This is a genomic window from Flavobacterium sp. CG_23.5 (assembly GCF_017875765.1).
Classification (GTDB): domain Bacteria; phylum Bacteroidota; class Bacteroidia; order Flavobacteriales; family Flavobacteriaceae; genus Flavobacterium.
In genome coordinates this window covers 2,171,356-2,197,266 of the sequence record NZ_JAGGNA010000001.1, presented here as the reverse complement: position 1 = coordinate 2,197,266, position 25,911 = coordinate 2,171,356, and the positions used below count along the sequence as shown (strand labels likewise).

23 protein-coding genes are annotated in these 25,911 nt (G+C 34.9%); 13 read left to right on the top strand and 10 right to left on the bottom strand.

All coding sequences use genetic code 11. The features are described from left to right. Positions 1–33 precede the first annotated feature (33 nt). From H4V97_RS09390 to H4V97_RS09365, 6 genes are all read right to left on the bottom strand, one after another. Positions 34–816 (bottom strand): enoyl-CoA hydratase/isomerase family protein, encoded by a 783-nt coding sequence (locus H4V97_RS09390; RefSeq protein WP_209549561.1) that lies wholly within the window; start codon positions 814–816, stop codon positions 34–36. 11 nt (positions 817–827) lie between these two features. After that, positions 828–2,300: an ATP-binding protein gene (locus H4V97_RS09385; RefSeq protein WP_231385370.1), complete on the bottom strand. Its 1,473-nt coding sequence runs from the start codon at positions 2,298–2,300 to the stop codon at positions 828–830. Positions 2,301–2,368: 68 nt separating this feature from the next. Next, a complete protein-coding gene (locus H4V97_RS09380) occupies positions 2,369–2,917 on the bottom strand; it encodes a CopD family protein (protein WP_196848700.1) in 549 nt (182 codons plus the stop codon). Then, positions 2,904–4,259 carry an MATE family efflux transporter gene (locus H4V97_RS09375; RefSeq protein WP_196848701.1) on the bottom strand — a complete coding sequence of 452 codons (1,356 nt, stop codon included), beginning with the start codon at positions 4,257–4,259 and terminating at the stop codon, positions 2,904–2,906. Before H4V97_RS09375 ends, H4V97_RS09380 begins: the two co-directional genes overlap by 14 nt. Then, positions 4,260–5,321, bottom strand: a complete 1,062-nt coding sequence (hemH, locus tag H4V97_RS09370; RefSeq protein WP_196848702.1) for a ferrochelatase — start codon at positions 5,319–5,321, stop codon at positions 4,260–4,262. It lies immediately after the preceding gene. A gap of 103 nt (positions 5,322–5,424) precedes the next feature. Beyond that, positions 5,425–6,297, bottom strand: coding sequence for a helix-turn-helix domain-containing protein (locus H4V97_RS09365; protein ID WP_196848703.1), 873 nt, complete (start codon positions 6,295–6,297; stop codon positions 5,425–5,427). Between the two features lie 228 nt (positions 6,298–6,525). Between H4V97_RS09365 and hemA the strand changes: the two genes are divergently transcribed. The 13 genes from hemA to H4V97_RS09300 all read left to right on the top strand — a co-directional run bounded on the left by hemA (position 6,526) and on the right by H4V97_RS09300 (position 18,875). Beyond that, on the top strand, positions 6,526–7,782 hold the full coding sequence (hemA, locus tag H4V97_RS09360; RefSeq protein ID WP_196848704.1) for a glutamyl-tRNA reductase: 1,257 nt from the start codon (positions 6,526–6,528) through the stop codon (positions 7,780–7,782). A 228-nt stretch (positions 7,783–8,010) separates the two neighbouring features. Further along, positions 8,011–8,937 carry a hydroxymethylbilane synthase gene (gene hemC / locus H4V97_RS09355; protein ID WP_196848705.1) on the top strand — a complete coding sequence of 309 codons (927 nt, stop codon included), beginning with the start codon at positions 8,011–8,013 and terminating at the stop codon, positions 8,935–8,937. Continuing rightward, positions 8,937–9,620: a uroporphyrinogen-III synthase gene (locus H4V97_RS09350; RefSeq protein WP_196848706.1), complete on the top strand. Its 684-nt coding sequence runs from the start codon at positions 8,937–8,939 to the stop codon at positions 9,618–9,620. The genes hemC and H4V97_RS09350 overlap by 1 nt, the downstream gene beginning before the upstream one ends. A 22-nt stretch (positions 9,621–9,642) precedes the next feature. Then, a complete protein-coding gene (gene hemE / locus H4V97_RS09345; RefSeq protein ID WP_209549560.1) occupies positions 9,643–10,668 on the top strand; it encodes a uroporphyrinogen decarboxylase in 1,026 nt (341 codons plus the stop codon). Positions 10,669–10,738: 70 nt separating this feature from the next. Continuing rightward, complete coding sequence (locus tag H4V97_RS09340; protein WP_196848709.1) at positions 10,739–11,119, top strand: hypothetical protein; 381 nt, start codon at positions 10,739–10,741, stop codon at positions 11,117–11,119. 5 nt (positions 11,120–11,124) lie between these two features. Then, complete coding sequence (locus H4V97_RS09335; RefSeq protein ID WP_196848710.1) at positions 11,125–11,655, top strand: GNAT family N-acetyltransferase; 531 nt, start codon at positions 11,125–11,127, stop codon at positions 11,653–11,655. After that, positions 11,652–12,554: an oxygen-dependent coproporphyrinogen oxidase gene (gene hemF, locus H4V97_RS09330; protein ID WP_209549559.1), complete on the top strand. Its 903-nt coding sequence runs from the start codon at positions 11,652–11,654 to the stop codon at positions 12,552–12,554. Before H4V97_RS09335 ends, hemF begins: the two co-directional genes overlap by 4 nt. 199 nt (positions 12,555–12,753) lie before the next feature. After that, a complete protein-coding gene (hemB, locus tag H4V97_RS09325; RefSeq protein WP_209549558.1) occupies positions 12,754–13,746 on the top strand; it encodes a porphobilinogen synthase in 993 nt (330 codons plus the stop codon). 3 nt (positions 13,747–13,749) lie between these two features. Then, positions 13,750–14,148: a c-type cytochrome gene (locus H4V97_RS09320; RefSeq protein WP_209549557.1), complete on the top strand. Its 399-nt coding sequence runs from the start codon at positions 13,750–13,752 to the stop codon at positions 14,146–14,148. A gap of 229 nt (positions 14,149–14,377) precedes the next feature. Further along, positions 14,378–14,848 carry a methylated-DNA--[protein]-cysteine S-methyltransferase gene (locus tag H4V97_RS09315; RefSeq protein ID WP_209549556.1) on the top strand — a complete coding sequence of 157 codons (471 nt, stop codon included), beginning with the start codon at positions 14,378–14,380 and terminating at the stop codon, positions 14,846–14,848. A 127-nt stretch (positions 14,849–14,975) separates the two neighbouring features. Next, complete coding sequence (locus H4V97_RS09310; protein WP_209549555.1) at positions 14,976–15,689, top strand: 3'-5' exonuclease; 714 nt, start codon at positions 14,976–14,978, stop codon at positions 15,687–15,689. Positions 15,690–15,697: 8 nt separating this feature from the next. Next, positions 15,698–17,356: a hypothetical protein gene (locus H4V97_RS09305; RefSeq protein ID WP_209549554.1), complete on the top strand. Its 1,659-nt coding sequence runs from the start codon at positions 15,698–15,700 to the stop codon at positions 17,354–17,356. Positions 17,357–17,435: 79 nt separating this feature from the next. After that, a complete protein-coding gene (locus H4V97_RS09300; protein ID WP_209549553.1) occupies positions 17,436–18,875 on the top strand; it encodes a nucleoside recognition domain-containing protein in 1,440 nt (479 codons plus the stop codon). 343 nt (positions 18,876–19,218) lie between these two features. Here H4V97_RS09300 and H4V97_RS09295 read toward each other — a convergent pair whose 3' ends face one another. The 4 genes from H4V97_RS09295 to H4V97_RS09280 all read right to left on the bottom strand — a co-directional run bounded on the left by H4V97_RS09295 (position 19,219) and on the right by H4V97_RS09280 (position 25,869). Then, positions 19,219–21,255, bottom strand: a complete 2,037-nt coding sequence (locus tag H4V97_RS09295) for a M4 family metallopeptidase (protein ID WP_209549552.1) — start codon at positions 21,253–21,255, stop codon at positions 19,219–19,221. Between the two features lie 239 nt (positions 21,256–21,494). Next, on the bottom strand, positions 21,495–24,251 hold the full coding sequence (locus H4V97_RS09290; RefSeq protein ID WP_209549551.1) for a M4 family metallopeptidase: 2,757 nt from the start codon (positions 24,249–24,251) through the stop codon (positions 21,495–21,497). Positions 24,252–24,505: 254 nt separating this feature from the next. Continuing rightward, positions 24,506–25,165, bottom strand: coding sequence for a CoA transferase subunit B (locus H4V97_RS09285; protein ID WP_209549550.1), 660 nt, complete (start codon positions 25,163–25,165; stop codon positions 24,506–24,508). Between the two features lie 2 nt (positions 25,166–25,167). Further along, on the bottom strand, positions 25,168–25,869 hold the full coding sequence (locus tag H4V97_RS09280) for a CoA transferase subunit A (protein ID WP_209549549.1): 702 nt from the start codon (positions 25,867–25,869) through the stop codon (positions 25,168–25,170). Between the last annotated feature and the right edge of the window lie 42 nt (positions 25,870–25,911).

Here is a 25,911-nt window from a genome sequence, read left to right as displayed (position 1 = left end):
ATATTTATAAAAAACATAGTACCATATTAAAAACTATTTCCCAGTAAATACCGCTTTTCTTTTTTCTAAAAAGGCAGTTGTCCCTTCCTTAAAATCTTCAGTTCCAAAACATTTTCCAAAAGCTTTTATTTCCGTTTCAAATCCGTTTTTACCTTCTTTGAAGTTGGCATTGACTGCTTTTATGGCTTTGCCAATAGCGTAAGGGGAGTTTTTCATTATTTTTTGTGCAATACCTATACAAAATTCCAAAAGTTCTGCTTGCGGCACCACCTGATTTACCAAGCCAGTTCGGTATCCATCTTCGGCAGATATCATTCCTGCGGTCATAATCATTTCCATTGCACGACCTTTACCAATAAGTTGAGGTAAACGTTGTGTCCCTCCATAACCGGGAATCAATCCCAGTGAAACTTCCGGAAGTCCCATTTTAGCATTATCAGAAGCAACTCTGAAATGACATGACATCGCTAATTCTAAACCGCCACCAAGAGCGAAACCATTAATAGCTGCGATTACGGGAGTTTTTAGATTTTCTATATAATCAAATAATTTTTCTTGCCCTTCAGCAGCTAATTGCATCCCTTCTTCGATAGAATAATTGGCAAATTCTGAGATATCTGCTCCGGCAACAAAAGCTTTTTCACCACTACCAGTTAATATAATAACACGAATTTCATTGTTTTTCCCTAATGTTTTAAAGGCTTTATGCAAGTCAGAAATAGTGCTTGCATTTAAGGCATTTAGTTTTGAAGGACGATTGATGGTAACCGTTGCAATATTATTTTCGGTTGCAATTAAGATATTTTCGTAGTTCATAATTATGATTTTTAGGAGTTAATTATTGGAAGGGAAACTGTAAAAGTAGTCCCTTTTCCAAATTCAGTTTCAAAGGTAATCGTTCCTTTATAATTTTCGATAATGTTTTTAATAATACCGAGACCAAGACCCATTCCGCTGCTTTTAGTGGTGAATTTTGGTTCGAATATGCGACTGATATCTTCCGGTTGAATCCCGATTCCGTTATCCGCAACGGTAATCAAGACGTTGTTCAGCTCTTTTTGTATGGTAACAAGTATTGCTTTGTTTTGTTGATTTTCAGGAATAGCTTGAATGGCATTTTTAACTAAATTGGTAATGATTCGAATGAGTTGGGTTCGGTCTATTTTAGAAATAATTTCAGGCGAATCGCTTTTAAAAACAATATACTCTTCGTTGAAAATATCCAATGCCAAATCAACTACATTAACGACGTTCAATGTTTCATTCTGTTGTGCCGGCATGGAAGCAAAATTAGAAAAAGCTGACGCAACGGCACTCATCGTATCAATTTGTTGGATTAACGTCTCCGAGTAATCTTTCATTTTCTGCTTTATATCGGTATCATTTGGGTCAAATTTTCTTTGAAAACTTTGCACCGTCAATCGCATTGGCGTCAGCGGATTCTTGATCTCATGGGCGACTTGTTTTGCCATTTCGCGCCAAGCCTCTTCACGTTCGCTTTGCGCTAGTTTTACAGCGCTTTTTTCCAGTTTATCTACCATTCCGTTGTATGCTTCTATCAACAGATTTATTTCTTTGCTGCTGGCTTCTAATACAATTTTTTCGTTTTTTTGATTCAAACTGGTTTCGCTCAACTTGTCTGAAATCGTTTTCAAAGATTTAGTGATATAAGTCGAAAGAAAATAAGCCAAAGCAAAAGCCACAATTAACATAAAGGAATACACTTGGCCTAAGCGAATCAGGAAACTGTTTAATTCATTTTCGTAAAAACCATTATCTTCCACATAAGGCAAATTCAAAACCCCGAGAGGTTTGAATTTATCATCTTTTATCTGGCTGTAAGACGATCGATTCTTTATTCCATCTATAGTTTTAATGTCAACATATCTTTTTTCAATGGAAGACCGAACTAATTTCAGAATATATTTTGGGACGGGAGGCGACACTTTATCTACTGAAAAAGATTCCTTAGAGGATTTCAACAGTTTTCCGTCGAGACTGTAAATATTGATTTCAATACCATGAATTTGCGCTAGTTCGTGGATTTTATCTTTAAAAATTAATCCTAAGTTTTCCGTTTTCAAAGGATACGTTGTGGTAGAAAGCACGTAATTGATGTGTTCTTTTATCGCATCTTCTTTTTTTTCTAAGCGTTCTTGGTGGTATTCTTTGGCTTCGTTTTTAAATTGTATAATCGAAATTGAAGCTAATAAAACGGACGCCATAATAATCAATACAATCATGGAAAGGAAAATCCTGATTCGTAAGGAAAGCATCGACATTTTAAAGTTCTCTAGCATTTTTTTTAGTTTACAGTCTCCGTCTCAGTAGTCAGTTACAGATTGGAAGCTGCGACTGCGACTGATAACTATTTTTTTTCTCGAATGCGTTTATAAAATTTAAATCCGAGCATAATTAGAATCGAAAAAAGAAAAATTCCAACTACTCCATAAATCCAGTTTACAGCATTTTTTAAAATCACCAAAAACACCACTGCAAAAAGTATAATTGTGGCTCCTTCATTCCACAAACGCATAAAATTTGTCGTGTATTTCACTTCATCATTTTGCAATTGTTTGAATATTTGTTGGCATTTTCCATGATATAAATACAGAACAAATACAAAGCCAAGTTTCACGTGCATCCAAGGCATTTTTAACCAAGCTTGCCCTAAATCAGTAAATAACAACATCCAAAAAGCAAATATACTTGCTAAAATTGCCGATGGCCAAGTGATAATATACCATAGACGATACGTCATTATTTTGTACTGCTTTTGCAAAATTTCTTTCTCCGGAGATGGTTTTTGTGCAGCTTCAATTTGATAAACAAACAAGCGAACAATATAAAATAACCCGGCAAACCAAGTAATAACAAAGATGAGGTGTAGAGATTTAAGGTAATTATAATATTCCATCGGTAGTTTTAATCAATTTTATATTCATTTCTTTTTTTAGATAATAGCCAGTTAATATTGTTGACAAAACATCGGCTATGGGGAATGCAATCCATACTCCAAAAATACCTAAAAAATTTGGTAGTATCAGCACTAGTGGAATCAGGAAAAATCCTTGCTTACTTAAGGTCAAAAGCAATGCTTTTTTTGCTTTTCCGGCGGCTTGAAAGTAGGCTGCACCAATTAACTGAACGGCAATAATTGGAGAAGCAGCAAAAACCCAACGAAGTGCATCAGGTGTTTCTGCAATTACTTCTGGGTCAATAGTAAAAATCGCAACTATAGGTTTAGCAAAAACTAAAATAACGATGAAAATTAATGTAGCTAAAAGCGCGGAGTATTTTATCGAAAGCTGTACCGTTTCTTTAACTCGTTCATAATTTCCGGCGCCATAATTAAAGCCAGCAATGGGCAGAAAACCCTGGGTAATTCCCAGAATTGGAAACAAAGCAAACATCAACATCCGACTGATAATTCCATAAATAGCCACCGAATGTTCGCCTCCATACGTATATAAAGTATGATTCAGGATAATGGCTAAAATACTCACGACGCCCTGCCTCGAAAAAGTGACAATGCTCAATTCAGTGATTTCCTTTATAATTGGCATTTTAAACTTAAAATGTCTCGCTCTTAGTGTCAGTTCACTTTTAAAGACAAAAAACCAAAGCACAAAAAGAAAACACATGAAATAAGAAATTGCCGAAGCCATTGCCGACCCAAACATTCCCAAATTCATGAATTTTATAAAAACAATATCTAAGGCAATATTTGCAAAAGCGGGAATAATCATGGCAATCATAGCAAATTTCGCTTTGCCTTCGGCCCTGATAATATTGTTTCCCATCATACAAAGCGCCAAAAAAGGTACTGAAATGATGATGGGAAAAAAGAATTCTCTTGCAGGTTTCATGATGGCTCCTTTTGCGCCAAAAAGCACCAACATTTCAGTACTAAAGAAAAGGCCAAACACGACAAAAACAAACGACAATAAAAAAGTCATCATGATTTGATTGGCAAAAGTGTCTATTGCTTTTTCGCTATTTTTAGCGCCCAAAGCTCGCGAAAGTACAGAGCCGCCACCTACTCCAATCGCCATTCCTAAAGAAGAAATCAAAAAGGTAATAGGCAGAACAACCGTTACCGCAGCGATTGCTAAGGAACCAATCCATTGCCCAACAAATATAGTGTCCACCAGAATATTAACCGACATAAATAAAATGCCAATAGAAGACGGAACCGCTTGTTTTATCAAGAGTTTTTTGATGTCTTGTGTTCCTAATTCTTCGGCAGAAACATTCATTTAAGCGTTTGCTTTTTTAGAACCAATCGCTTCTTCTTTTGAGTCTAATGGCAGAGCCCAATCGTTAATCCAATTACTTACGGTTTTGCACCAATCATCACCATCATTTAAACATGGAATGGCTAGAAATTCTTCGCCTCCATGAACTTTAAATTCGTGATTGGCTTCCATGGCAATTTCTTCTAATGTCTCTAAACAATCCGAAACAAAAGCCGGTGTTACAACTGCCAATTTTTTAATTCCCTTTTCAGGCATTTTATTCACTTCAACATCCGTGTAAGGCGTAAGCCATTTGTCTCCTGCCAATCGGGATTGAAATGTCTGACTGTATTTTCCTTCGGGTATTCCCAATAGTTTTACAACTTGTTTGGTCGTTTCGTAACATTGGTGACGGTAGCAAAATTCATGCGCTGGTGAGGGCGTGTTGCAACAAGAACCATCAATTTTACAATGTGATTTGGTGATATCCGTTTTACGAATGTGTCGCTCCGGAATTCCGTGGTAGGAGAATAATAAATGGTCGTAATCATAACCTTCCAAATGACTTTTTATAGAATCAGCAAGGTTTTTTAAATAATCCGGTTTGTTGTAAAATGCAGGAACAATCGTGAATTTCATTTCTGGGAAATACTTTTTGCGGTGTTCTTCAGCTAGTTCTAAAATGGTAGTTGTAGACGCCATCGCATGTTGAGGATACAAGGGAAAAAGCATCACTTCATTCACGCCTTTATCATGCAGTTCTTGTAAACCAGATAATAGAGATGGATTTCCATAACGCATGGCCAATGAAACAGGAACGTCAACGAGTTGTTTCACTTTTGCGTGCATTCTTTTTGATATAACGACAAGTGGTGAACCTTCGTCCCACCATATTTTGGCGTAAGCCGCAGCTGATTTTTTAGGTCTGGTTTGCAAAATAATTCCGCGAACTAACAATGCTCTCAACAAAAACGGAACGTCAATTACGTATTTGTCCATTAAAAATTCATCTAAATAAGGTTTTACATCTTTTGGAGTTGGACTTTCCGGGGAACCTAAATTGACTAATAATACACCTTTCATGTTGCTTTTTTTTTATTGCTATAAAAGTAATCAAACTTACTTTTTGATAAATTGCGGTTAACTATTTTTTATTTATTGTTTAATATAAGAAATCAATACCAATCTACATATTTGGATTAATGGACATTAAATATTTCTTTGGCGTGGTGGCAAATTTCTTTTTGAATGCAGCAATAAAATGACTTCCGGTGCTATATCCAATTTTCAATCCCACTTCATTTACATTATAAGAACCGCTATCCAGTAATTTTCGGGCAAAATCCATTTTGTAATCAAACAGAAAACCATAAACGGTATCGCCATAAATTTGTTTGAAACCCATTTTCAGTTTCTTTAGATTCAAACCGATTTCATCAGCCAATTCCTGTAATCCGGGTGGTTCGGCCATATTGGCAATGATGATTTCTTTGGCTTTTTTAATCTTCATTACATTGTCTTCATCTATTAAAAACGGACATTGTTCTGCATTTGGATCTTCGGTTCGGTTGAAATACAAACTCAATAATTCGTATCCTTTTCCTTTGTAATAGAGGTTTTTTATCGACGGATGCAGGCTGTAATGAAACAATTGAGATAAAACAATAGCCATCGACGGGCTAATATTTCCCTCGTTGTAATATTTTTTATCCTTGTTGTCTGCACTTAAAAAGGTGATATAATCGGCTTCTGTCGAAAATAAGGCGTGAAATTTTTTGATGGAAATAATAACGGAAATTACCCAAGAATTAGGCGCTAATTCCAGATTTAAAGGTAATTCTTTCTGAGGATTGTATAAAAGCAACGATTTTTCTTCTTTTAGTTCCAAAGCGTAATTCCCTTGATTGAAGATGAATTTTGCATTTCCTTTCAATCCAAAATGAAACTGAATCAATCCGCTGCTTACTTCGCGTTGGGCTTGAAAGGCTTCAGTGCTATCATTCTGAAAACGAATTAGGGTAAAGTCATCTTCAATTTTTATAATTTCCTGAGAACCCATAGCGATGTTTTTTTAAATTAAAAATGATATTTAGCAAATCACTTAATTTAGAAACGCTCTAAATAAGGCGATAAAAAATACCTGTTTCTGCTACAAAAATAAGGGTTTTTATAATAAAACAACGTTTTAAAACCAAAAAATCACGTAGCGACACAAAAAGAACTTCTAGCGTTATTTTTATAAATAGTATAGTGATAATTTTGTTCCACTTTCTGGAAAAGTGCAAATATGGAAAACAATAACACATCAAAGCATCATTATTTTTACGCAGTTGGATTGAGCTATAAAAAAGCAGATGCTGAGATTAGAGGTAAGTTTAGTTTAGATGCCGCGGCAAAAACGCGTTTACTGGAACAAGCTAAGACCGAAGGAATAGAGAGTTTAATAGTTACTTCAACCTGCAACCGTACTGAAATCTATGGTTTTGCAGAACACCCTTTTCAATTAATAAAACTAATTTGTGAAAACAGTCAAGGTTCTGTGGAAGCATTTCAAAAAGTTGGTTTTGTTTATAAAAATCAAGAAGCAATCAGTCACATGTTTCGAGTAGGAACAGGTTTAGACAGTCAAATTCTGGGTGATTTCGAAATCATTTCTCAAATAAAAACCAGTTTTATCCAATCAAAATCTTTCGGATTAGCCAATACTTTTTTGGAGAGATTGGTCAATGCTGTAATCCAAGCCAGCAAAAAGATAAAAACAGATACGGAGATTAGTTCTGGTGCCACTTCGGTTTCTTTTGCTTCTGTTCAGTATATTATCAAGAATGTGGAAGATATTGGTAATAAAAATATTCTATTGTTTGGAACTGGAAAAATTGGTAGAAATACGTGTGAAAATTTGGTAAAACATACTAAAAACGAGCACATTACTTTAATCAACAGAACCAAAGATAAAGCCGAAAAATTAGCCGGAAAACTGAATTTAATTGTAAAAGATTATTCAGAACTGCATCTGGAATTACAAAAAGCAGATGTTGTAGTCGTTGCTACCGGAGCACAAAACCCTACGGTTGACAAAGCAATTCTGAATTTGAAAAAACCATTGTTGATTTTGGATTTGTCTATTCCAAAAAATGTCAATGAGGACGTGATGGATATAGAAGGAGTGACGTTAATTCACATGGATTATTTGTCTCAAATGACAGATGAAACTTTAGAAAATAGAAAAAAACACATTCCCGCTGCGGAAGCGATTATTGAAGAAATAAAAGAAGAATTTATTACTTGGACGAAAGGCAGAAAATTTGCTCCGACAATCCATGCTTTGAAAGCAAAATTGAATGCTATAAAAATTTCAGAATTGGATTTCCAAAGCAAAAAGCTTCTAAATTTCAATGAAGAACAAGCTGAAATTATCAGCAATAGAATTATCCAAAAAATAACAACTCACTTTGCCAATCATTTGAAAGATGACGATACTATGGTGGACGAAAGTATCGAATGGATTGAAAAAGTCTTCAAGATTGGCGCTACAGCGAAATAATTTCAATTTAAACTTTAATCTTTTGAACCATTAAGAAATTAAGGGTACTAAGAGGTTAACTTTGAAAAGTAGCATTAAATAGGGTGTAAATTGATAAAAATCAAAGCTAGTGTAGCATTTAGTAAATTAGTATTTTAAAAGGCTAGACACTAAATAAAAATTAAATGAATCTTAATTTCTTAATGGTTTTTAATTTTAAAGGAACTTTTTTGAATTCAAAATATAAAAATGGCAGAAAAAGTTATTAGAATAGGAACTCGCGATAGTGAACTCGCGCTTTGGCAAGCCCACAACGTCGAAAAAAGACTCAACGATTTAGGATATAAAACCGAAATTATAGCTGTTAAATCTACTGGAGATATCATTCTTGACAAACCACTTTATGAATTAGGAATTACAGGAATTTTCACCAAAACACTTGATATTGCTATGATTAACGGTCAGGTCGATATTGCTGTACATTCGATGAAAGATGTCCCTACGGCTTTGCCAATAGGGATTGTACAGGCAGCAGTTTTAGAGAGAGCAAGCACCTTAGATATTTTAGTACATAATGGCAATCTTGATTTTCTTAATGAATCAGGAACTATTGCTACAGGAAGTTTGCGTCGTCAGGCACAATGGTTAAATAAATACCCTACTCATAAAGTAGTTGACTTACGCGGAAACGTAAATTTGCGTATGAAAAAGTTGAAGGAGGGAGACTGGAACGGAGCTATTTTTGCGGCTGCTGGTTTAGAAAGAATCAACTTAAAACCGGAGAATTACATTAATTTAGACTGGATGATTCCCGCACCCGCTCAAGGAGCTATGCTCGTTGTTGCTATGCAAGATGATGCGTTTACATTAGACGCTTTATCTCAGTTAAATAATATTGAAACCGAAATCGTAACGTATATAGAACGTCAGTTTCTAAAAACTTTAGAAGGTGGTTGTACGGCGCCTATTGGAGCTTTGGCAATCTATAATGAAGAGGAAGATAACATTCATTTTCAGGGAGTTTTATTTTCGCTTGACGGAAAAGAAAAAATTGAAGTGGACAAAATTGTTCCTATCGAAGAATGGAAAAAATTAGGTTTCTATGCTGCTCAGAAAGTCTTAAATAATGGCGGAACAAAATTGATGACGGAAATTAAAAATAACTTAAAGAAATAATGAGTCAAACAAGCATTTTATCAACCAAAACATTGTCAGACGAGCAAAGGCAAGCATTTCTTGCGGCTAATTTTGATCTTTTAGAACAAGATTTTATCGAAATTAAAAACAACCTTTTTGAACTGAACACCATAAATACTAATTTGATTTTCAGTAGCCAAAATGCGGTTTTGAGTTTAATGGAACAAAACGGTTGGGAAGCTCTTAAAACCAAAAGTGTGTTTTGTGTAGGTATTAAAACCAAAGATTTACTGGAACTTAACGGTTTTAAAGTAGATGTTTACATGGATTACGCCTCAGAATTAGCGGAAATCATCACCTTAATTTACAACAAGGAAAGCTATACTTTTTTAAGCGGAAACTTACGTAAGGAAACATTACCGCAAGCCTTAAAAAACGAGGGAATAACTTTTAATGAAATCGAAGTGTATCAAACCAAGTTGGCACCTTTTAAAATATCTGACCAAGAAAAATTTGATGGGATTCTATTTTTTAGCCCATCTGGTGTGGAGAGTTATTTGACAAACAATAAAATCAAAAATGAAATTTGCTTTTGCGTGGGTAATACTACAGCCAAAACATTAGAATTAAATAAAGTTAAAAACATTGTAATTGCCGAAACACCAACCATCGAAGAGGTGATCGAGGAAGTTATAGAATATTATAAAACGGAGGGCATCTAGCAATCTGCTAAAAATTAAATACATGATCAAGAACGACTTATTTTTAAGAGCATTAAAAGGAGAAACAGTACAACGTCCGCCAGTTTGGATGATGCGTCAAGCAGGAAGATATTTGCCGGAATTCATCGCTTTGCGCGACAAATATGATTTTTTTACGCGTTGTCAAACGCCAGAATTAGCGGCTGAAATTACAGTTCAACCTATTCGCAGAATTGCTCCCGATGCAGCGATTTTGTTTTCGGATATCTTGGTGATTCCTCAAGCAATGGGAATTGATGTTGAGATGAAACCTAATTTTGGTCCGTATTTACCAAATCCTATTCGTACGATTCAGGATGTGGAGAAAGTAATCGTTCCAGATGTCCACGAAACTTTAGGATACGTTTTTGACGCTATCAAATTGACTAAAGAAATGTTGAACGATGAGGTGCCATTAATTGGTTTCGCAGGTTCTCCTTGGACAATTATGTGTTATGCAGTGGAAGGGAAAGGTTCGAAAAGTTTTGATATGGCTAAGGGATTTTGTTTCCAATATCCAGAAGCAGCACACGTTTTATTGCAAAAAATCACCTATACTACCATTTTATACCTAAAAGAAAAAGTAAAAGCAGGAGTAAACGCCGTTCAAATTTTTGACTCTTGGGGCGGAATGTTATCCCCAGTTGATTATCAAGAATTCTCTTGGAAATACATCAATCAAATCATTGAAGCATTAGCTGATGATGCACCGGTAATCGTTTTCGGAAAAGGATGTTGGTTCGCATTAGGCGAAATGGGAAAAAGTAGAGCTTCAGCATTAGGAGTAGATTGGACTTGTTCTCCAAAAAACGCGAGATACTTGTCTGGCGGAAATATTACGTTACAAGGAAATTTTGATCCATCAAGATTGTTGTCGCCAATTCCGGTAATCAAGAAAATGGTACACGAAATGATTGACGAATTCGGAAAAGACAAATACATCGTGAATTTAGGTCACGGAATTTTACCAAATATCCCCGTGGATCACGCCAAAGCGTTTATTGATGCGGTTAAGGAGTATAATATGTAATGAAGTTTTCAGTCACAGTTTTCAGTTCGTTGTGACTGAAAACTGTGACTGCTACTGAAAACTAAAGAATATGTTAAACAAAGGATTACGAGATCAAGAAAGTGAACGAATAGACAATGTGCTAAAGACGTTGCTTTCTTTGGTTTATGTACCCAAAAAAGCTACTGATGAAGATATAATCAATATCGAAAACCAACTCAAAGCTTTAGGTTTAAATATTGAAAGTTTAATCGAAATCGAACCACATAATTTAATCGAACTTTTAGGAAGATTACATTTTGATTGGAATCAACGGGAACAATTCGCTGGTTTTTTGATTGCTTTTTCAAAAGATAATCCGTTTGATTTAAAGGAGAAAGCGATTTCAATTTACGAGCATATTCAATCTGAAAGCAAGACATTTTCTTTTGGAATATTTAATAAAATAGCTTTGGCGAAAGCCAATTCCTAGAATAAATGAGAATCACAGAAAACTTCATTATTGACAAATTGAAACCAACAGATGCAAATCAATTGTATCATTTTATGCTTGACAATAATGAAAGATTATGTAGGTTTTTCCCGCTTACCCTTTCGGGGAATTCAACGGTAGAAAAATCGATAGCCTACATTGCACTTAAGGAGAAAGAAATTCAGGAGAAAACAAATTTCACCTTTGCAATTAGAGAAGTGGATTCTCAAAAAATTGCTGGATTGATTATCATAAAAAAGATTGATTGGGTGAATAGAACAGGAGAATTGGCCTATTGTATCGGAAAAAATTTTGAAGGAAAAGGGTTGGTTTCAAAAACAGTTAAAGCAATTTCAAATTTCGCTTTCAATGAGTTGGATTTGAAAATACTTCAAATTATAGCTCATAAAACGAACCTTGCAAGTGTGAAAGTTGCCAAAAACGCTAACTTTAGTTGGGTGAAAACGTTGCTAAATGAATTCACGCCAACCAATGAAGCTCCATTAGATATGGAATTATATGAATTAACAAGATGAAAAATAAATTTTACTCTTACATACAAAACCTTCAAGACCAAATCGTCGCAGGACTAGAAGCAGTTGAAGGTCAAGCCAAATTCCGTGAAGACCTTTGGGAACGTCCGGAAGGCGGCGGTGGAAGAACCCGAGTAATAGAAAACGGAAAAGTTTTTGAAAAAGGCGGAGTTAATATTTCAGCAGTTCACGGAAAATTACCTGAGGCTATGCAGAAAATGTTCAACGTAGGCGAAGCCGATTTTTTTGCCTGCGGATTGAGTTTGGTTATGCATCCCAAAAGTCCAATGGTGCCAACGGTTCATGCCAATTGGCGTTATTTCGAAATGTACGATGATAACGGAAATGTGATTCAACAATGGTTTGGTGGCGGACAGGATTTAACACCCTATTATCTGTTTGAGGAAGATGCAATTCATTTTCATCAAACCTGTAAAACCGCTTGCGACAAGCATAATCAGGAGTTTTATCCAAAATATAAGAAACAATGTGATGCCTATTTCTGGAACGCACATCGCAATGAAGCTCGCGGAATTGGTGGATTGTTTTTCGATTATTGTAAAGCAACGGACGCTATGAGTATGGAAAATTGGTTTAACTTTGTTTCTGAAGTGGGAAATAGTTTCCTGGAAGCCTATGTTCCCATTGTTGAAAAAAGAAAAGAGTTGTCCTATACTCCAGAACAAAGAACTTGGCAGGAAATCCGTCGTGGTCGTTATGTCGAATTCAATTTGGTTCACGACAAAGGCACTTTATTTGGACTAAAAACTAACGGAAGAATCGAAAGTATCCTAATGAGTTTACCGCCGCATGTGCAATGGGTATACGACCATCACGCAGAAGCCGGAAGTGAAGAAGAAAAATTAGTAAACGTATTAGAAAATCCGATTGATTGGATTTAAGATTGTTGATTAACGATTTGTGATTGCAGATGTGACGCAATTCTTAACTAATGAAATTATAAAAAAATATATAACAAGATTGAAGAGTAATGATTGGTTCGCCAGTTCGCCTTTAAGGCTCGGGTAACGATTTGTGATTTCAGAAGTACAGGAGAACAAATCAAAAATCAAAATTCGTTAATCAAAAATCAAAAATCATATGTTCCCATTACAAAGAGGTAGAAGATTACGCGTCAATGAATCCATTAGAAGTTTAGTTCGTGAAACCAGTTTAAGTCCATCGGATTTTATGTTTCCGATGTTTATTGCAGAAGGTGAAAATGTACAAGTGGAAATTTCTTCGATGCCGGGGATTTTTCGTCGCTCCATTGATTTGACGGTCGAAGAAGTAAAAGAAATATATGCATTGGGTATTCGTGCCGTGAACATTTATGTAAAAGTCAGTGAAAATTTAAAAGACAATACAGGGAAAGAAGCTTGGAATAAAGATGGATTGATGCAGCAAGCAATTCGCGCTATCAAAACCGCTTGTCCGGAAATGATTGTAATGCCTGATGTGGCTTTAGATCCGTATTCTATTTATGGTCATGACGGAATTATTGCAAACGGAGATGTAGAGAATGATTCAACTAATGAAGCTTTGGTAAAAATGGCCGTTTCTCATGCTCAGGCTGGTGCCGATTTTGTCGCGCCAAGTGATATGATGGACGGACGAGTTTTACGTTTGCGACAAGGTCTGGATGCAGCCGGTTTTCACAATGTGGGAATCATGAGCTATTCGGCTAAATATGCATCCGCTTTTTACGGACCGTTTCGTGATGCTTTAGATAGCGCGCCAGTGGATTCAACGGATATCCCAAAAGACAAGAAAACCTACCAAATGGATTATGCGAACCGCATCGAGGCCATTAAAGAAGCGTTGTGGGATGTAGAAGAAGGTGCTGATATGGTGATGGTAAAACCTGGAATTGCGTATTTAGACATCGTTCGCGAGGTTAAGAATGCCGTGAATGTTCCCGTGACCGTATATCATGTTTCGGGGGAATATGCGATGATTAAAGCCGCTGCCGAAAGAGGCTGGCTTGACCATGATAAAATTATGATGGAACAATTAATGTGTATCAAACGCGCGGGAGCAAGCTTAATTTCGACTTATTTTGCCAAAGAAGCTGCGATACTTTTAAATAAATAACCCATGAAAAAATTATTATTTTTAGCAGCAGTTTTAGTACTGCTGTCTTGCAAAAAAGAAAATCAAGAATCTTTTGGAAAATCAGAGAATAAATCTGAGGAGTCAGCCGAAAACATAGCTAAATCACCGGAAGCACTAGGGAAAGAAATTTTTGAAGGAAAAGGAAATTGTGTCGCCTGTCATCAAGTGAACAACAAACTAATTGGTCCGAGCGTTCAAGATATTGCAAAAATATATAAAGAAAAGAATGGCAATATTATCGCTTTCCTGAAAGAGGATGCTGCGCCATTGGTTGACCCAAGTCAATACGAAGTGATGAAAACTAATTTCGCACTTACTGAAGAGATGTCTGACGAGGAATTAAAAGGATTGGAAGCCTATTTTTACAGCAATTTGAAATAATTTAGGCTGAACTTGTTTCAGTATTAGGAGCTATTTCCTGCTGTCCGTTATATCTTTTCTTGTCTCGTCTCGTCTTATGGGACGAGACGAGACAAGAAAAGGATGCCACTTCCATCAGGGCTAAAAAACAACAACCATTCGTCTCAGCGAATGGTTTTTTTATATCCATTATTTTCTTCTTTGTGAACTTTGCGAAAACTTTATGTACTTTGCAGTTCATTTTTATTTTATGGAAACAGCTTACATCAAAACACCTTTAGGAATTGCTACAATCATTGGTGACGAAAATGGGATTTCGGTAATTTCAGTTTCTGATGAAGGAGAAATTTCAAGCACAATTCCAACAATTTTAAAGGATGTCGTTTCGCAACTCAATGAGTATTTCGAAGGGAAAAGAAACGATTTCGATTTTAAATTAAATCCAAAAGGAACTGATTTTCAACAAAAAGTATGGAAAGCATTATTGGAGATTCCATACGGGAAAACCAGAACGTATCTAGAACAGTCCAAAATTTTAGGGGATGTCAAAGCCATCCGAGCTGTAGCTTCGGCCAATGGGAAAAATCCTTTGTGGATTGTGGTTCCCTGTCATCGAGTAATAGGAACTGATGGTTCATTGACGGGTTATGCAGGAGGTTTGTGGCGCAAGAAATGGTTATTGGAACACGAAAACCCAACGATACAACAAAGTTTGTTTTAGAAGCCACACAGATTTATACGAACTATCATATTTTACTTATATTTGGAATATATATATTTCATGCAGCATTTTTTAGATTTACTAAATGGGTACTAATCTGTGAAATCTGTGTTTAAAAAAGAAAGCAATGATAGAAAAAATAAACCTCAATAACATTCTCTTCCTCGATATCGAAACCGTTCCGGAATCCGAAGATTTCAACGCATTAGATTCGGAAATGAAACAGCTGTGGGAAAACAAAACACAATATCAGCGCAAAGAGGAATATACGCCGGAGGATTTTTATGATCGCGCGGGAATTTGGGCCGAGTTTGGTAAAATTGTCTGCATTTCGGTGGGTTATTTTGTTATCAAAAGTGATATTAGAAACTTTAGAGTTACTTCGTTTTTTGGAGAAGAAAAGAAAATTCTTCAGGATTTCAATAATTTATTAAACACTCATTTTAACCAACCACAGCATGTTTTGTGCGGTCATAACGCAAAAGAATTTGATATTCCATTCATCGCCCGACGCATGATTATTAACCAAATTGATATTCCCAATAAGTTAAACCTATTTGGAAAAAAACCTTGGGAAATCCCACATTTAGATACTTTGGAATTGTGGAAATTTGGCGATTACAAACACTACACCTCCTTAAAGTTAATGTGTAAAGTACTGGGAATCCCTTCGCCAAAAGGCGATATCGATGGCAGTCAGGTGGGACATGTTTTTTATGTGGAAAAAGACATTGACAGAATTGTCACCTATTGTGAAAAAGATACCATTGCCGTAGCACAAATTTTTCTTCGATTGCGACGAGAGGATTTGTTGATTGATGACGAGATTATTCATGTTTAGAAGGTAAAATGAAAAAGAGAGAAATCATAGAACTTGATAATTTTAAAAATGCTATTCCTAAAAAGAAGACATGGTATAAATATTTTGATGACACTTTTGTTTCTGTAATATGTACAGAAGGAAGGACATCTCATATTAGGAATAAAAGTCAAAAAGATTATAAGTTTATTGATAATAGAATGTGTTATTGGCACTGTCATTGGCAATATGAGTTAATTGAGGCGGTTTATGGTAATCAAGAAAAAAACATCAAGACCTATGAAAAAATAATTTTTCATAATGACGAGAAGCATATTATAGATAGTGTTGTGAATAATATTAGTATTGAATTTCAACATACATTATCTGTTTCAATTGAAGAAATGGATTCGAGATGGCATTCGCAAAGACATCATAATTATTTACCTTTTCTTGTTTTAGATTTTACAGAGTTTTTATCTCCAGCATTTTTTAAAGAAGAGTTCCAATATTCTTATAATTCAATAAAAAATCTTTTAAAAAGTATTTCTAAAGATACAACTGAATTTAAAATAGCAAAGAGACTTTTAAAATGGACTAATTCTGAATATTTCAAAAGCGGTAATTTATTTATACATTTTGAAGATGAAATGGTTCGATTTAATGATGAAATGTTATTTGGACATATAAAACATAAACAGGAAGAATTTGTAGAACAATTAAATTTTTTAGAAAAGTTATTAACTATTCAAATTCAAAATGATAAAATAGAGAAAGAAAAGAGAGAAGAACTGAAGCAACAAGAACTAAAAATACAAGAAGAAAATAGTAAAATAGAAGAACAAAAAAGAATCGATAAATTAATCTTGGATCGAGCGGTTTTCGAGAGTGAAAGAATAGAAGAACAAAATAAAAATCGAGAAAAACTTTATGAAGAAGAAAAAAGAGAGTTAGAAGAAAAGAAGAAAAGACTAGTAAAAAATAATTTTGATAAAGAAAAAAACTCTGATTTTCACTTTTTTAGAATGATTTTAGAGGAACCTAAAATAAGCAAAAACCTAATTAAGTATAATCTAAATGAAGTGATTTTTCATTATGATCATTTTTCAGAAAATTTAAATAATCAAAAGGTTAAACATCATATTTATTTTTCTGAGGAGTTAAATTTACTATTCATTTATTCAACAAAAGGATTCATTAATAGTTTGAATAAGTATAGTTTTGTTTCGTCAGAAATTAAAATTATAAGGAGAGAATATTGTGAAATAAGAACTTTCACATATAATCAGAATAAAAAAGAACCAGTTAAAATAGTTGAATATAGAAGTGAACTAGTGTTAGGATGTTTACATTCATTATCAAGTTATGCGTTAATTATATATGATATTGATGAAAAACCAATAGATAAAAAACATTTTGTTTTTGGTAAAATAATAGATGATGAATTTTATGAAATAGTCTCTAATTCTATGATAAACAATATGCCATTAGAGTATTTATATGAAGAAAAGGATTTGTCAGATATTAAGATTATAAAAGCAAATGAACTTATAAATTCTATATTTGATAAAAGAAATAGCCCTTTTTCGATTGAAGAAATAATTTCAAATTATGGCATTAATATTAAAATCATTGAAAATTACTATCAAGATCTGGGAATTGTTTTTAAGAATAATCTTTTAGAAAAATTCTACATCTGTAATTATTAATTAAAGTTACTTAGTATAATCTAAAAACTATTTGCTACAAAAAAAATATAAATATTTACATTTACAAAAATTATAGATTATGGTATTAAGTAGATTCTGGTTAGTTATTTTCATTTCGTCAATTGCCTTTATTATAGTCAGTTTGTTTACTGCAAATACGTATACCATTGATTATGTTTTGAATGGAAAAAAAGACGATCCAGTTCTAATTTCTGAAAAATATGCGGATCAACTTCCTGCTTTTATTAAAGATAGCATTAAAAAAGCACCAGATCAAACCATGATTATCAATCGGGATACTCTAAATGCCGACACGACTTATGTTTATAAAAACAAAACCGTAAAAATTTTCAGTGGTGTTCAAAAATCCGATGGTTTATTACCAACATGTAAAAATACTTTACTCGATTTAATACTGCCGCTTATGGCTTATTTGGCTTTTTTCTGTGGACTGATGGAACTTTTAATCATTTCCGGAGCATCTGGAAAATTAGCTAAAGCATTGAGTCCGGTGTTTGTAAAAGTATTTCCGAGTATCCCAAAAGACCATCCTTCCATCTCCTACATGACCTTAAACTTTGCCGCTAATTTCTTGGGATTAGATTCTGCTGCGACTCCATTTGGACTAAAAGCCATGGAAAGTTTACAAGAAATAAACCCCGATAAAGACAAAGCCAGTGATGCGCAGATCATGTTTATGTGTTTGCATGCTTCTGGTTTAACGTTAATAGCTACTTCTATTATTGGGTATCGAGCTGCCGCCAATGCAACTAATCCTGCCGATGTAATGCTGCCTTGTATTATTACTTCTTTTATTGGTACGATTGCCGCTTTTTTAATTGTTGGAATCAAACAAAAAATTAATTTCAAAAGTGCTTCTTTGGTTGTCACCTTGATGGTATTAATCGCTGCAATTGTTGGTTTATTGATGTACGTGAATCATTTGGATTTAATTGGAAAAAACTATTTCACCTCTAATCTTTCCGGGTTGATATTGGTTGGAATTATCGCTTTTACGTTGATTTTTTCATTCATTCATGAGAAGAAATTTGCTGAAGCAAGCACCACCGTCTTTGAATCCTTTGTAGTAGGAGCTAATAATGGAGTTAAAACCGGGGTTACTATTTTTCCTTATGTTTTGGGAATGTTAGTGGCCATTTCTCTATTTAGAAATAGCGGTTTATTTGAAATTATCAGTAATGGGATTTCCTTTGTCTTTTCTAATATTGGTGTGAGTAAAGAGATTACCGATGCTTTGCCAGTAGCGATGCTTCGTCCTTTTAGTTCTGCGGGATCGAGAGGATTTTTGATTGATTCTATGAATACTTTTGGAGCCGATTCCTTAACAGGTCGATTGAGCAGTATTTTTCAATGTAGCGCCGAAAGTACTTTTTATGTAATTGCGGTTTATTTTGGTTCTGTAAACATCAAAAACACCCGTTACGCTTTAGGAACAATGCTTTTGGTAGATTTAATTTGCGTTATCACCGCTATTTTTGTGGCGAGTTGGTTTTTTTAACCTGTACTTTAAATCATAAAAAGGCGGCTTAAGACGAGATTAAAAGAATAGTTTTAACTTGTTGGGTATACTTATCAAAAACGTCAGTTCGAGTGTTTTTTGTGCAATGAAATGAAGCGAAAAATGAATCGAGAACCGTTTTTGATAATAAATTTTCTTGTTCTCGATAAGATTTTCTTCCCGAGGCTTAGGGAGTAAACCACTCAGACTGTCGAAAATTTATCATTAAAAACTAATTACACCCAACAGGTTAGTTTTATAGTTAGATAGTTTCTTAAAATAACTCCATAAAAAAAGCCTCACAATCAAGTGAGGCTTTCCTTTTAATGTATTTAGAACAGGATTATTTCTTAATAAAAGATTTAACAACAGTATCTTGACCATTGTTCAATTCGAAGAAATAGATTCCTTTACTTAGGTTGCTTACATTGATTTCTCCACCAGAAGTTTTCCCAGTTTGAATTTGGAATCCTAGAGAATTGAAGATTTTGTATGAGCTCACTTTGTTTTCTTTAACAGAAACATTCAATACTTCAGAAGTTGGATTTGGATACAATACAAATGCTTCATTAGTAATTTCAGTTTTTGCTGTTTTAGAAAGCGCTGTTTTAGCGGTTGATACATAAGCTGTTCCAACACCTACTGCATAAAATGCATTAGTTGTTGCTATTACCTCAAGAGAACCTGCTCCGTACAAATCGATAGCTGCTTGAATTCCATAAGTTCTTGCATTTGCATAAGTAGAGCTTGATGTCATGTAAACGCTTTCCATACGGTAAGTTATTTTAGCTGCTTTATCAATTCCAATACCAGTTATGCTATAAGAACTTCCTTTATCATTTGTACCTGTTTTACCTTCGGTTAAGATATAAAACCAGTGGTTTAACACACCGCTATTGTTGTGAACACCACATTGATCGTTGTTTGAAGTCGGTCTGCATCTAGTTTGACTAGTCCAATTTATCCCACCATAAGTATCTGGTTGTCCTTCACTTTTAGGATTACTCATAGAACGTAAAGCGAGATGCCCTGCTCTTCTTTCGATGTCTTCACCAATTAACCATCTTTGTTTGTTAGGTGCTGCAAAATATTCGATACATGCTCCCCAAATATCTGAAAGAGCTTCATTCATGGCTCCTGATTCGTTTTTGTATGCTAAGTTTGCTGTGTTTGAACAAACTGCATGTCCTATTTCGTGTCCTGCTACATCAATTGACGTTAAAATGTCGAAATAAGTTCCGCTTCCATCTCCATAGGTCATTACACTTCCATTCCAGTATGCATTGTCATAAGCGTTGCTGTAATGAACATAACTTTTTATAGCTGCTCCAGCATTGTTATAACTGTTTCTTCCATGAACGGTCGACCAGTAATCATATGTTTTTTCAGCTCCCCAATGTGCGTCTAATGCTCCATTGTCTTTGTTTACATTGTTGTATTCAGCGGCGGTCCAGTTGTTGTCTACATCGGTAAAATTAACTGCTGCAGTGTAGCTTGTTCCCTTTTTCATATTGTAAGTCATAACTCCGCTTCCACGAGTTGCGTCAGACAAAATGTATGATGCTCCGCTAAGAGAAGTTTGAATAGATTGTGTTCCGCTGTAACGTGTGTCAGCATTTGCCAATACAAAAGCCGTAGCCAAATTTTTATTTTCTGATTTCTTGTCAACTGATGGTTTTGATCCGTTGCTGAATTCGCCTAAATGTTTGATTGTAGCGTTGTATAATAAAGTTGCTCCGGTTACCGCATCAACATAAATATCTCCACGGCTTACTGGATTTGTAGCGTAGATGTCAAATTTGTATGCTAAACGAAGTTGCTCTGTTTTTTTACCGTTGTTATCTTCATCTTCAAGTGGAAGTAACACTAGTTCTCCTGCAGGTTTTTGATAATCGTTTATTTTAGCTTCTGCTGGTGAATCCCAAAGATATTGAGAAGCTCCAATTTGTTGCAATGCACGACTAAATGCTTGTTCTTTTGATAAAGAAGGACGTGTATTAACATTGTCTAATTGATAGAATTCTCCGCTCATTGATTCTAGTTTCCCAGATTTTGAGTGAAGGGTATAAGTAGAAAATTCTACTTTTACTCCTTGGTGAAACAATTGAAATTTTTCATGTGAAAATCCAAATTTGTCTGTTTCTGATTTAGTTTTAGAAAAACTAGAATTGTTTTTTAAACCTAATTGTTCTGTGAATGCGATTTGAGAATCTGTAGATTTATAAGTTGATTTCTCATTAAAAGTGATTAAAGAAGGTTTCCCTCTTTCGTCATTGAATTTTTGTTTTACATTTTTGCTGCCATCTTGAGCGCTTGCTTCAAATGCAAAGAAAGAAACGGATGCAAACAGCGCAATTTTTCCAAGTAATTTTGTTTTCATTGGTTGGGGTTTTTGGTTAGAATTTATTTATTCAGACAATTAAATTTATTTTGCCAAAATTAACAAAAAACACATACGATGTTGTGTTTATTGGTTTTTATTTTTTGTTTATCGTAAAGTAAAAGGAGTTGTAATGACAAAAATTTTCGGGTAAGTAAATAGGATAAGACTGTTTTATAAGATGAAAGGAGTTGTCTTTTTTAAGACAACCCCTTTTTTTATTTAGTAAAAAAGCAAAATTAATTTTTAATAAATTTCTTAGTTATTCTTTTTTGACCGTCGTTTACTTCTAAAAGATAAACTCCTGCGCCTAATTTGCTAACATTGATTGCGTTTTCAGAAATTTTACCTTGCTCAACTTGTTGACCTAAGTAATTGATAACTCTAAAAGAAGCATTTCTGTTATCTGCCATTTTAACATTTAAGAATTCATTAGCCGGGTTTGGAGACATCGTGTAATCAAAAATGTTATTCTCAGTACCCAAATCTCCTGCAAAACTTGTATTAAATGCTGCGATAGCCGCACCTCCAATATTTACAGTATAGTCTTCTACTTCTCCATAAGAAAAAGTTTCACAAGCCGTTTGAGCTGCATTATATTTCATAGAAACTCTCATTCTTGTTGTTCCTGCCAAAGCAGTTGTTGGAACTGTAAAAGTACTTGTTAGGTTAGCGCTACTTGAAGAAGATCCAGAAACGATTTGTTCAGTTGTTTCAAAAATACCGTTTTTGTTATAATCAATCCAGATTTTCCAATACTCAGTGTAAGCTGAGCCGCTAAAACCAGCGCTAAACAAGATAGTGTTTGCACCATAAGGCACATTTCCTGTCAAAGCTGTAAAGTTTCCGTATCCTGCATTTGTACCACTTGTATTAGCAATTCCACCTAAACCAACATAGTCGATGTATTCAGATGTTGCATCGGTTCCTTTAGAAACGCAATACGTAGTTGTAGATCCTGATGTTGTTACGTTTACTACGTTACTAGCAGCAGATAAATTACCGGCAGCATCTTTTGCTTTTACAGAGAAAGTGTAAGCAGTAGCAGCTGTTAATCCCGAAACAGCATAGGTGGTTCCTGTAACAGTGGCTTTTAAAGTAGTCCCTTGATAAACATTATATCCTGTAACTGCTACATTATCAGTAGAAGCTGTCCAAGATAAGTTTGTTGTTGTTGAAGTAGTTCCTGAAGCTGCTAAACCAGCTGGTGTAGATGGTGCAATAGTATCAGCTGAGCCAGCATAAGCGGCACCAACTCCTACGGCATAAAATGCATTTGTAGTAGCAATTACCTCAGCAGAACCAGCTCCGTATAAGTCGACTGCTGATTGGATAGCATATGTTCTTGCATTAGCATATGTAGAACTTGCGGTCAAGTAAACACTTTCTAAACGATAGGCTATTTTTTCCGCTTTGGCTATTGTAATCCCAGTTACGTTAAATGCGCTTCCGATATCATTTGTCCCTGATTTACCAATAGATAAAATATAAAACCAGTGATTTAATACGCCACTATTTGTATGTACTCCACCTGAATCGGCAGTTCCTGTATACCAATATGTACCTTTGTAGGTATCTGGTTGTCCTTCAGCATTAGGATTGCTCATAGAACGTAGAGACAAATGTCCTGTTCTTCTTTCGATATCTTCACCAATTAACCAGGTTGATTTGGTTGGTGCTGCTGAAAACTCAATACAAGCTCCCCAGATATCTGAAAATCCTTCATTCATTGCACCCGATTCATTTAAGTAAGTTAAGTTGGCTGTATTGCTACAAACGGCGTGACCAATTTCGTGACCAGCAACATCTAAAGCTGTCAATATGTCAAATCCGCCGGTTCCACTTCCATCTCCATAAGTCATTACAGAACCATTCCAAAAAGCGTTGTTATTATCCGGATAGCCAGCTGCAATTAGATTATAATGGATATAACTTTTTATTTTTGCTCCGGCGTTATCATAACTATTACGACCATGTTTAGTTGAAAAATAGTCGTATGTTTTTTCTGCGCCCCAATGTCCATCTAAAGCTCCGTTGTCTTTATTTGTATTATTAAATTCCGTAGCGGTCCAGTTATTATCAGCATCTGTAAAATTAGTTGTAGGATAGGTAGCTGTTCTAGCCGAATTATAAGTTTGAACTCCTAAACCACGGGTCGCATCAGATAAAATATAAGATGAACCACTTAATGTAGTTTGAATGGATTGAGTTCCACTATAACGTGTTGCAGCATTAGCAGCAACGAAAGCAACAGTGCTCGCTTTTTCTTTTGACATTTCGGCAGAAGTTGCATGGCTGCCGTTGCTATATTCACCAAGATGTTTGATAATAGCATTGTAGAGTAATACCTCGCCTGTAACAGCATCAATATATACGTCGCCACGACTTACAGGTAATGAAGCATAAATATCAAATTTATATGCTAAACGTAAGTTGTTGTCTTTTAACTTTGAGGTTGGACCATCTAACATAGGAAGTAAAACTAACTCTCCAGTTGGTTTTTGGTAATTCATTGCTGCAGCATCTTCTGTTGAATCCCAAAGATATTTTTTAGCGCCAATTTTTTTCAATGCGCGGCCAAAAGCTTGTTCTTTTGACAAAGTAGGTTGAGTGTTGACTTTATCTAACGAAAAGAACTCTCCGCTCATTGATTCTAGTTTTCCAGATTTGGAGTGTAGTGTGTAGGTAGAAAATTCTACTTTTATTCCTTGATGATACAATTGGAATTTTTCATGTGAAAATCCTAATTTGTCTGTTTCGGATTTAGTTTTAGAAAAATTGGAATTATCCTTTAATCCCAATTGTTCTGTTAATGCTTTTTGAGAATCTGAAGATTTGTAGGTAGATTTTTCATTAAAAACGATTAATGAAGGTTTTCCTCTTTCATCAGTAATTTTTTGTTTTACATTTTTGGCGGCATCTTGTGCATTTGCTTCTAATGCAAAAAAAGAAACGGATGCGAACAACGCGATTTTTCCGAGTAATTTTGTTTTCATTTGTTTGGGGTTTTGGTTAGTTGTCGAAATAAAAATATTTAAACATGTGGGCGAATTTAACTAAAAAATAACATACTAATCATCATTTGTTTAAATTATTTAAATTAAATGCATGAGAAGCACAAAACACGTAGAAAATTATAACTTTTTAAGATTCGTCAGTAATCAGAAATAGGATTAAATTGTAGGCAAAAAAAATGCATCCATTTATAGGATGCATTTTTAGTATTGTAGATTCAAAAAAGAAGTTAATTTTAATCAATAACCATTTCAGGAATTTCGCCATCAATAATTAAAGTGGCTTCGGTTGAAGCTATAATATGTTCCACCGATACTCCGGGAGCACGTTCCAATAGTTTAAATCCATTTGGAGTTATTTCCATCACGGCTAATTCAGTAACTACTTTTTTAACGCAACCAACTCCTGTTAACGGAAGGCTACATTTTTTTAGAATTTTTGACTCTCCAGCTTTGTTGACATGCATCATTGCAACAATAATATTTTCGGCAGAAGCGACTAAATCCATGGCGCCTCCCATTCCTTTAACCATTTTACCGGGAATTTTCCAGTTCGCGATATCCCCATTTTCCGAAACTTCCATCGCTCCAAGAATAGTTAAATCAACATGCTGTCCGCGTATCATTCCAAAACTGAATGCGGAATCAAAAAAACTCGCTCCAGGCAAAGTAGTTATGGTTTGTTTTCCGGCATTGATTAAATCAGCATCTTCATCGCCCTCAAAAGGGAATGGTCCCATACCAAGAATTCCGTTTTCGCTTTGAAACTCAACGTCAATTCCTTCTGGAATATAATTAGCCACTAAAGTTGGAATTCCGATTCCAAGATTCACGTAATAGTTGTGTTTTAATTCTTTTGCAATTCGTTGTGCAATTTGATTTTTGTCTAAAGCCATAATTAGAAAATTTTTCTCACGGTTCTTTGTTCAATTCTTTTTTCATATTTCACACCTTGAAAAATTCTATTTACAAGGATTCCTGGAATATGAATTTCATTTGGATCTAAACTTCCTGCAGGCAACAATTCTTCTACTTCTGCGATAGTTATTTTTGCAGCTCCAGCCATACATGGATTGAAGTTTCTGGCTGTTCCTTTAAAAATTAGGTTTCCGGCTTCGTCACCTTTCCAGGCTTTCACAATAGCAAAGTCAGCTTCAAAAGCATGTTCCATGACATGCATTTTTCCATTAAATTCCCGAACTTCTTTCCCAACTGCCACTTCTGTTCCGTAACCGGCTGGTGTGAAAAAAGCTGGGATTCCTGATTGTGCCGCGCGACAACGTTCCGCTAATGTTCCTTGAGGGATAAGGTCAACTTCGAGTTCTCCCGAAAGCATTTGGCGTTCAAATTCGGCATTTTCTCCTACGTAAGAAGAAATCATCTTCTTGATTTGGCGTTTTTGTAATAATAAACCAAGACCAAAATCATCGACACCGGCATTGTTGGAAATACAGGTTAGATTATTAGTTTCTTTTTTTACTAATTCGGCTATGCAGTTCTCTGGAATACCGCATAATCCAAAACCGCCCAGCATGATGGTCATGCCGTTTTCAACTCCTTGAAGTGCTTCTTTAACGTTATTTACTTTTTTGTTGATCATATGATTAGGTGCTAATTCACAAATTTTAATTTTACTAAAAAA

Coding starts and splice junctions, on each gene's coding strand:
- H4V97_RS09390 (WP_209549561.1), bottom strand. CDS start 816: ATGAACTACGAAAATATCTTAATTGCAACCGAAAATAATATTGCAACG.
- H4V97_RS09385 (WP_231385370.1), bottom strand. CDS start 2,300: ATGCTAGAGAACTTTAAAATGTCGATGCTTTCCTTACGAATCAGGATT.
- H4V97_RS09380 (WP_196848700.1), bottom strand. CDS start 2,917: ATGGAATATTATAATTACCTTAAATCTCTACACCTCATCTTTGTTATT.
- H4V97_RS09375 (WP_196848701.1), bottom strand. CDS start 4,259: ATGAATGTTTCTGCCGAAGAATTAGGAACACAAGACATCAAAAAACTC.
- hemH (WP_196848702.1), bottom strand. CDS start 5,321: ATGAAAGGTGTATTATTAGTCAATTTAGGTTCCCCGGAAAGTCCAACT.
- H4V97_RS09365 (WP_196848703.1), bottom strand. CDS start 6,297: ATGGGTTCTCAGGAAATTATAAAAATTGAAGATGACTTTACCCTAATT.
- hemA (WP_196848704.1), top strand. CDS start 6,526: ATGGAAAACAATAACACATCAAAGCATCATTATTTTTACGCAGTTGGA.
- hemC (WP_196848705.1), top strand. CDS start 8,011: ATGGCAGAAAAAGTTATTAGAATAGGAACTCGCGATAGTGAACTCGCG.
- H4V97_RS09350 (WP_196848706.1), top strand. CDS start 8,937: ATGAGTCAAACAAGCATTTTATCAACCAAAACATTGTCAGACGAGCAA.
- hemE (WP_209549560.1), top strand. CDS start 9,643: ATGATCAAGAACGACTTATTTTTAAGAGCATTAAAAGGAGAAACAGTA.
- H4V97_RS09340 (WP_196848709.1), top strand. CDS start 10,739: ATGTTAAACAAAGGATTACGAGATCAAGAAAGTGAACGAATAGACAAT.
- H4V97_RS09335 (WP_196848710.1), top strand. CDS start 11,125: ATGAGAATCACAGAAAACTTCATTATTGACAAATTGAAACCAACAGAT.
- hemF (WP_209549559.1), top strand. CDS start 11,652: ATGAAAAATAAATTTTACTCTTACATACAAAACCTTCAAGACCAAATC.
- hemB (WP_209549558.1), top strand. CDS start 12,754: ATGTTCCCATTACAAAGAGGTAGAAGATTACGCGTCAATGAATCCATT.
- H4V97_RS09320 (WP_209549557.1), top strand. CDS start 13,750: ATGAAAAAATTATTATTTTTAGCAGCAGTTTTAGTACTGCTGTCTTGC.
- H4V97_RS09315 (WP_209549556.1), top strand. CDS start 14,378: ATGGAAACAGCTTACATCAAAACACCTTTAGGAATTGCTACAATCATT.
- H4V97_RS09310 (WP_209549555.1), top strand. CDS start 14,976: ATGATAGAAAAAATAAACCTCAATAACATTCTCTTCCTCGATATCGAA.
- H4V97_RS09305 (WP_209549554.1), top strand. CDS start 15,698: ATGAAAAAGAGAGAAATCATAGAACTTGATAATTTTAAAAATGCTATT.
- H4V97_RS09300 (WP_209549553.1), top strand. CDS start 17,436: ATGGTATTAAGTAGATTCTGGTTAGTTATTTTCATTTCGTCAATTGCC.
- H4V97_RS09295 (WP_209549552.1), bottom strand. CDS start 21,255: ATGAAAACAAAATTACTTGGAAAAATTGCGCTGTTTGCATCCGTTTCT.
- H4V97_RS09290 (WP_209549551.1), bottom strand. CDS start 24,251: ATGAAAACAAAATTACTCGGAAAAATCGCGTTGTTCGCATCCGTTTCT.
- H4V97_RS09285 (WP_209549550.1), bottom strand. CDS start 25,165: ATGGCTTTAGACAAAAATCAAATTGCACAACGAATTGCAAAAGAATTA.
- H4V97_RS09280 (WP_209549549.1), bottom strand. CDS start 25,869: ATGATCAACAAAAAAGTAAATAACGTTAAAGAAGCACTTCAAGGAGTT.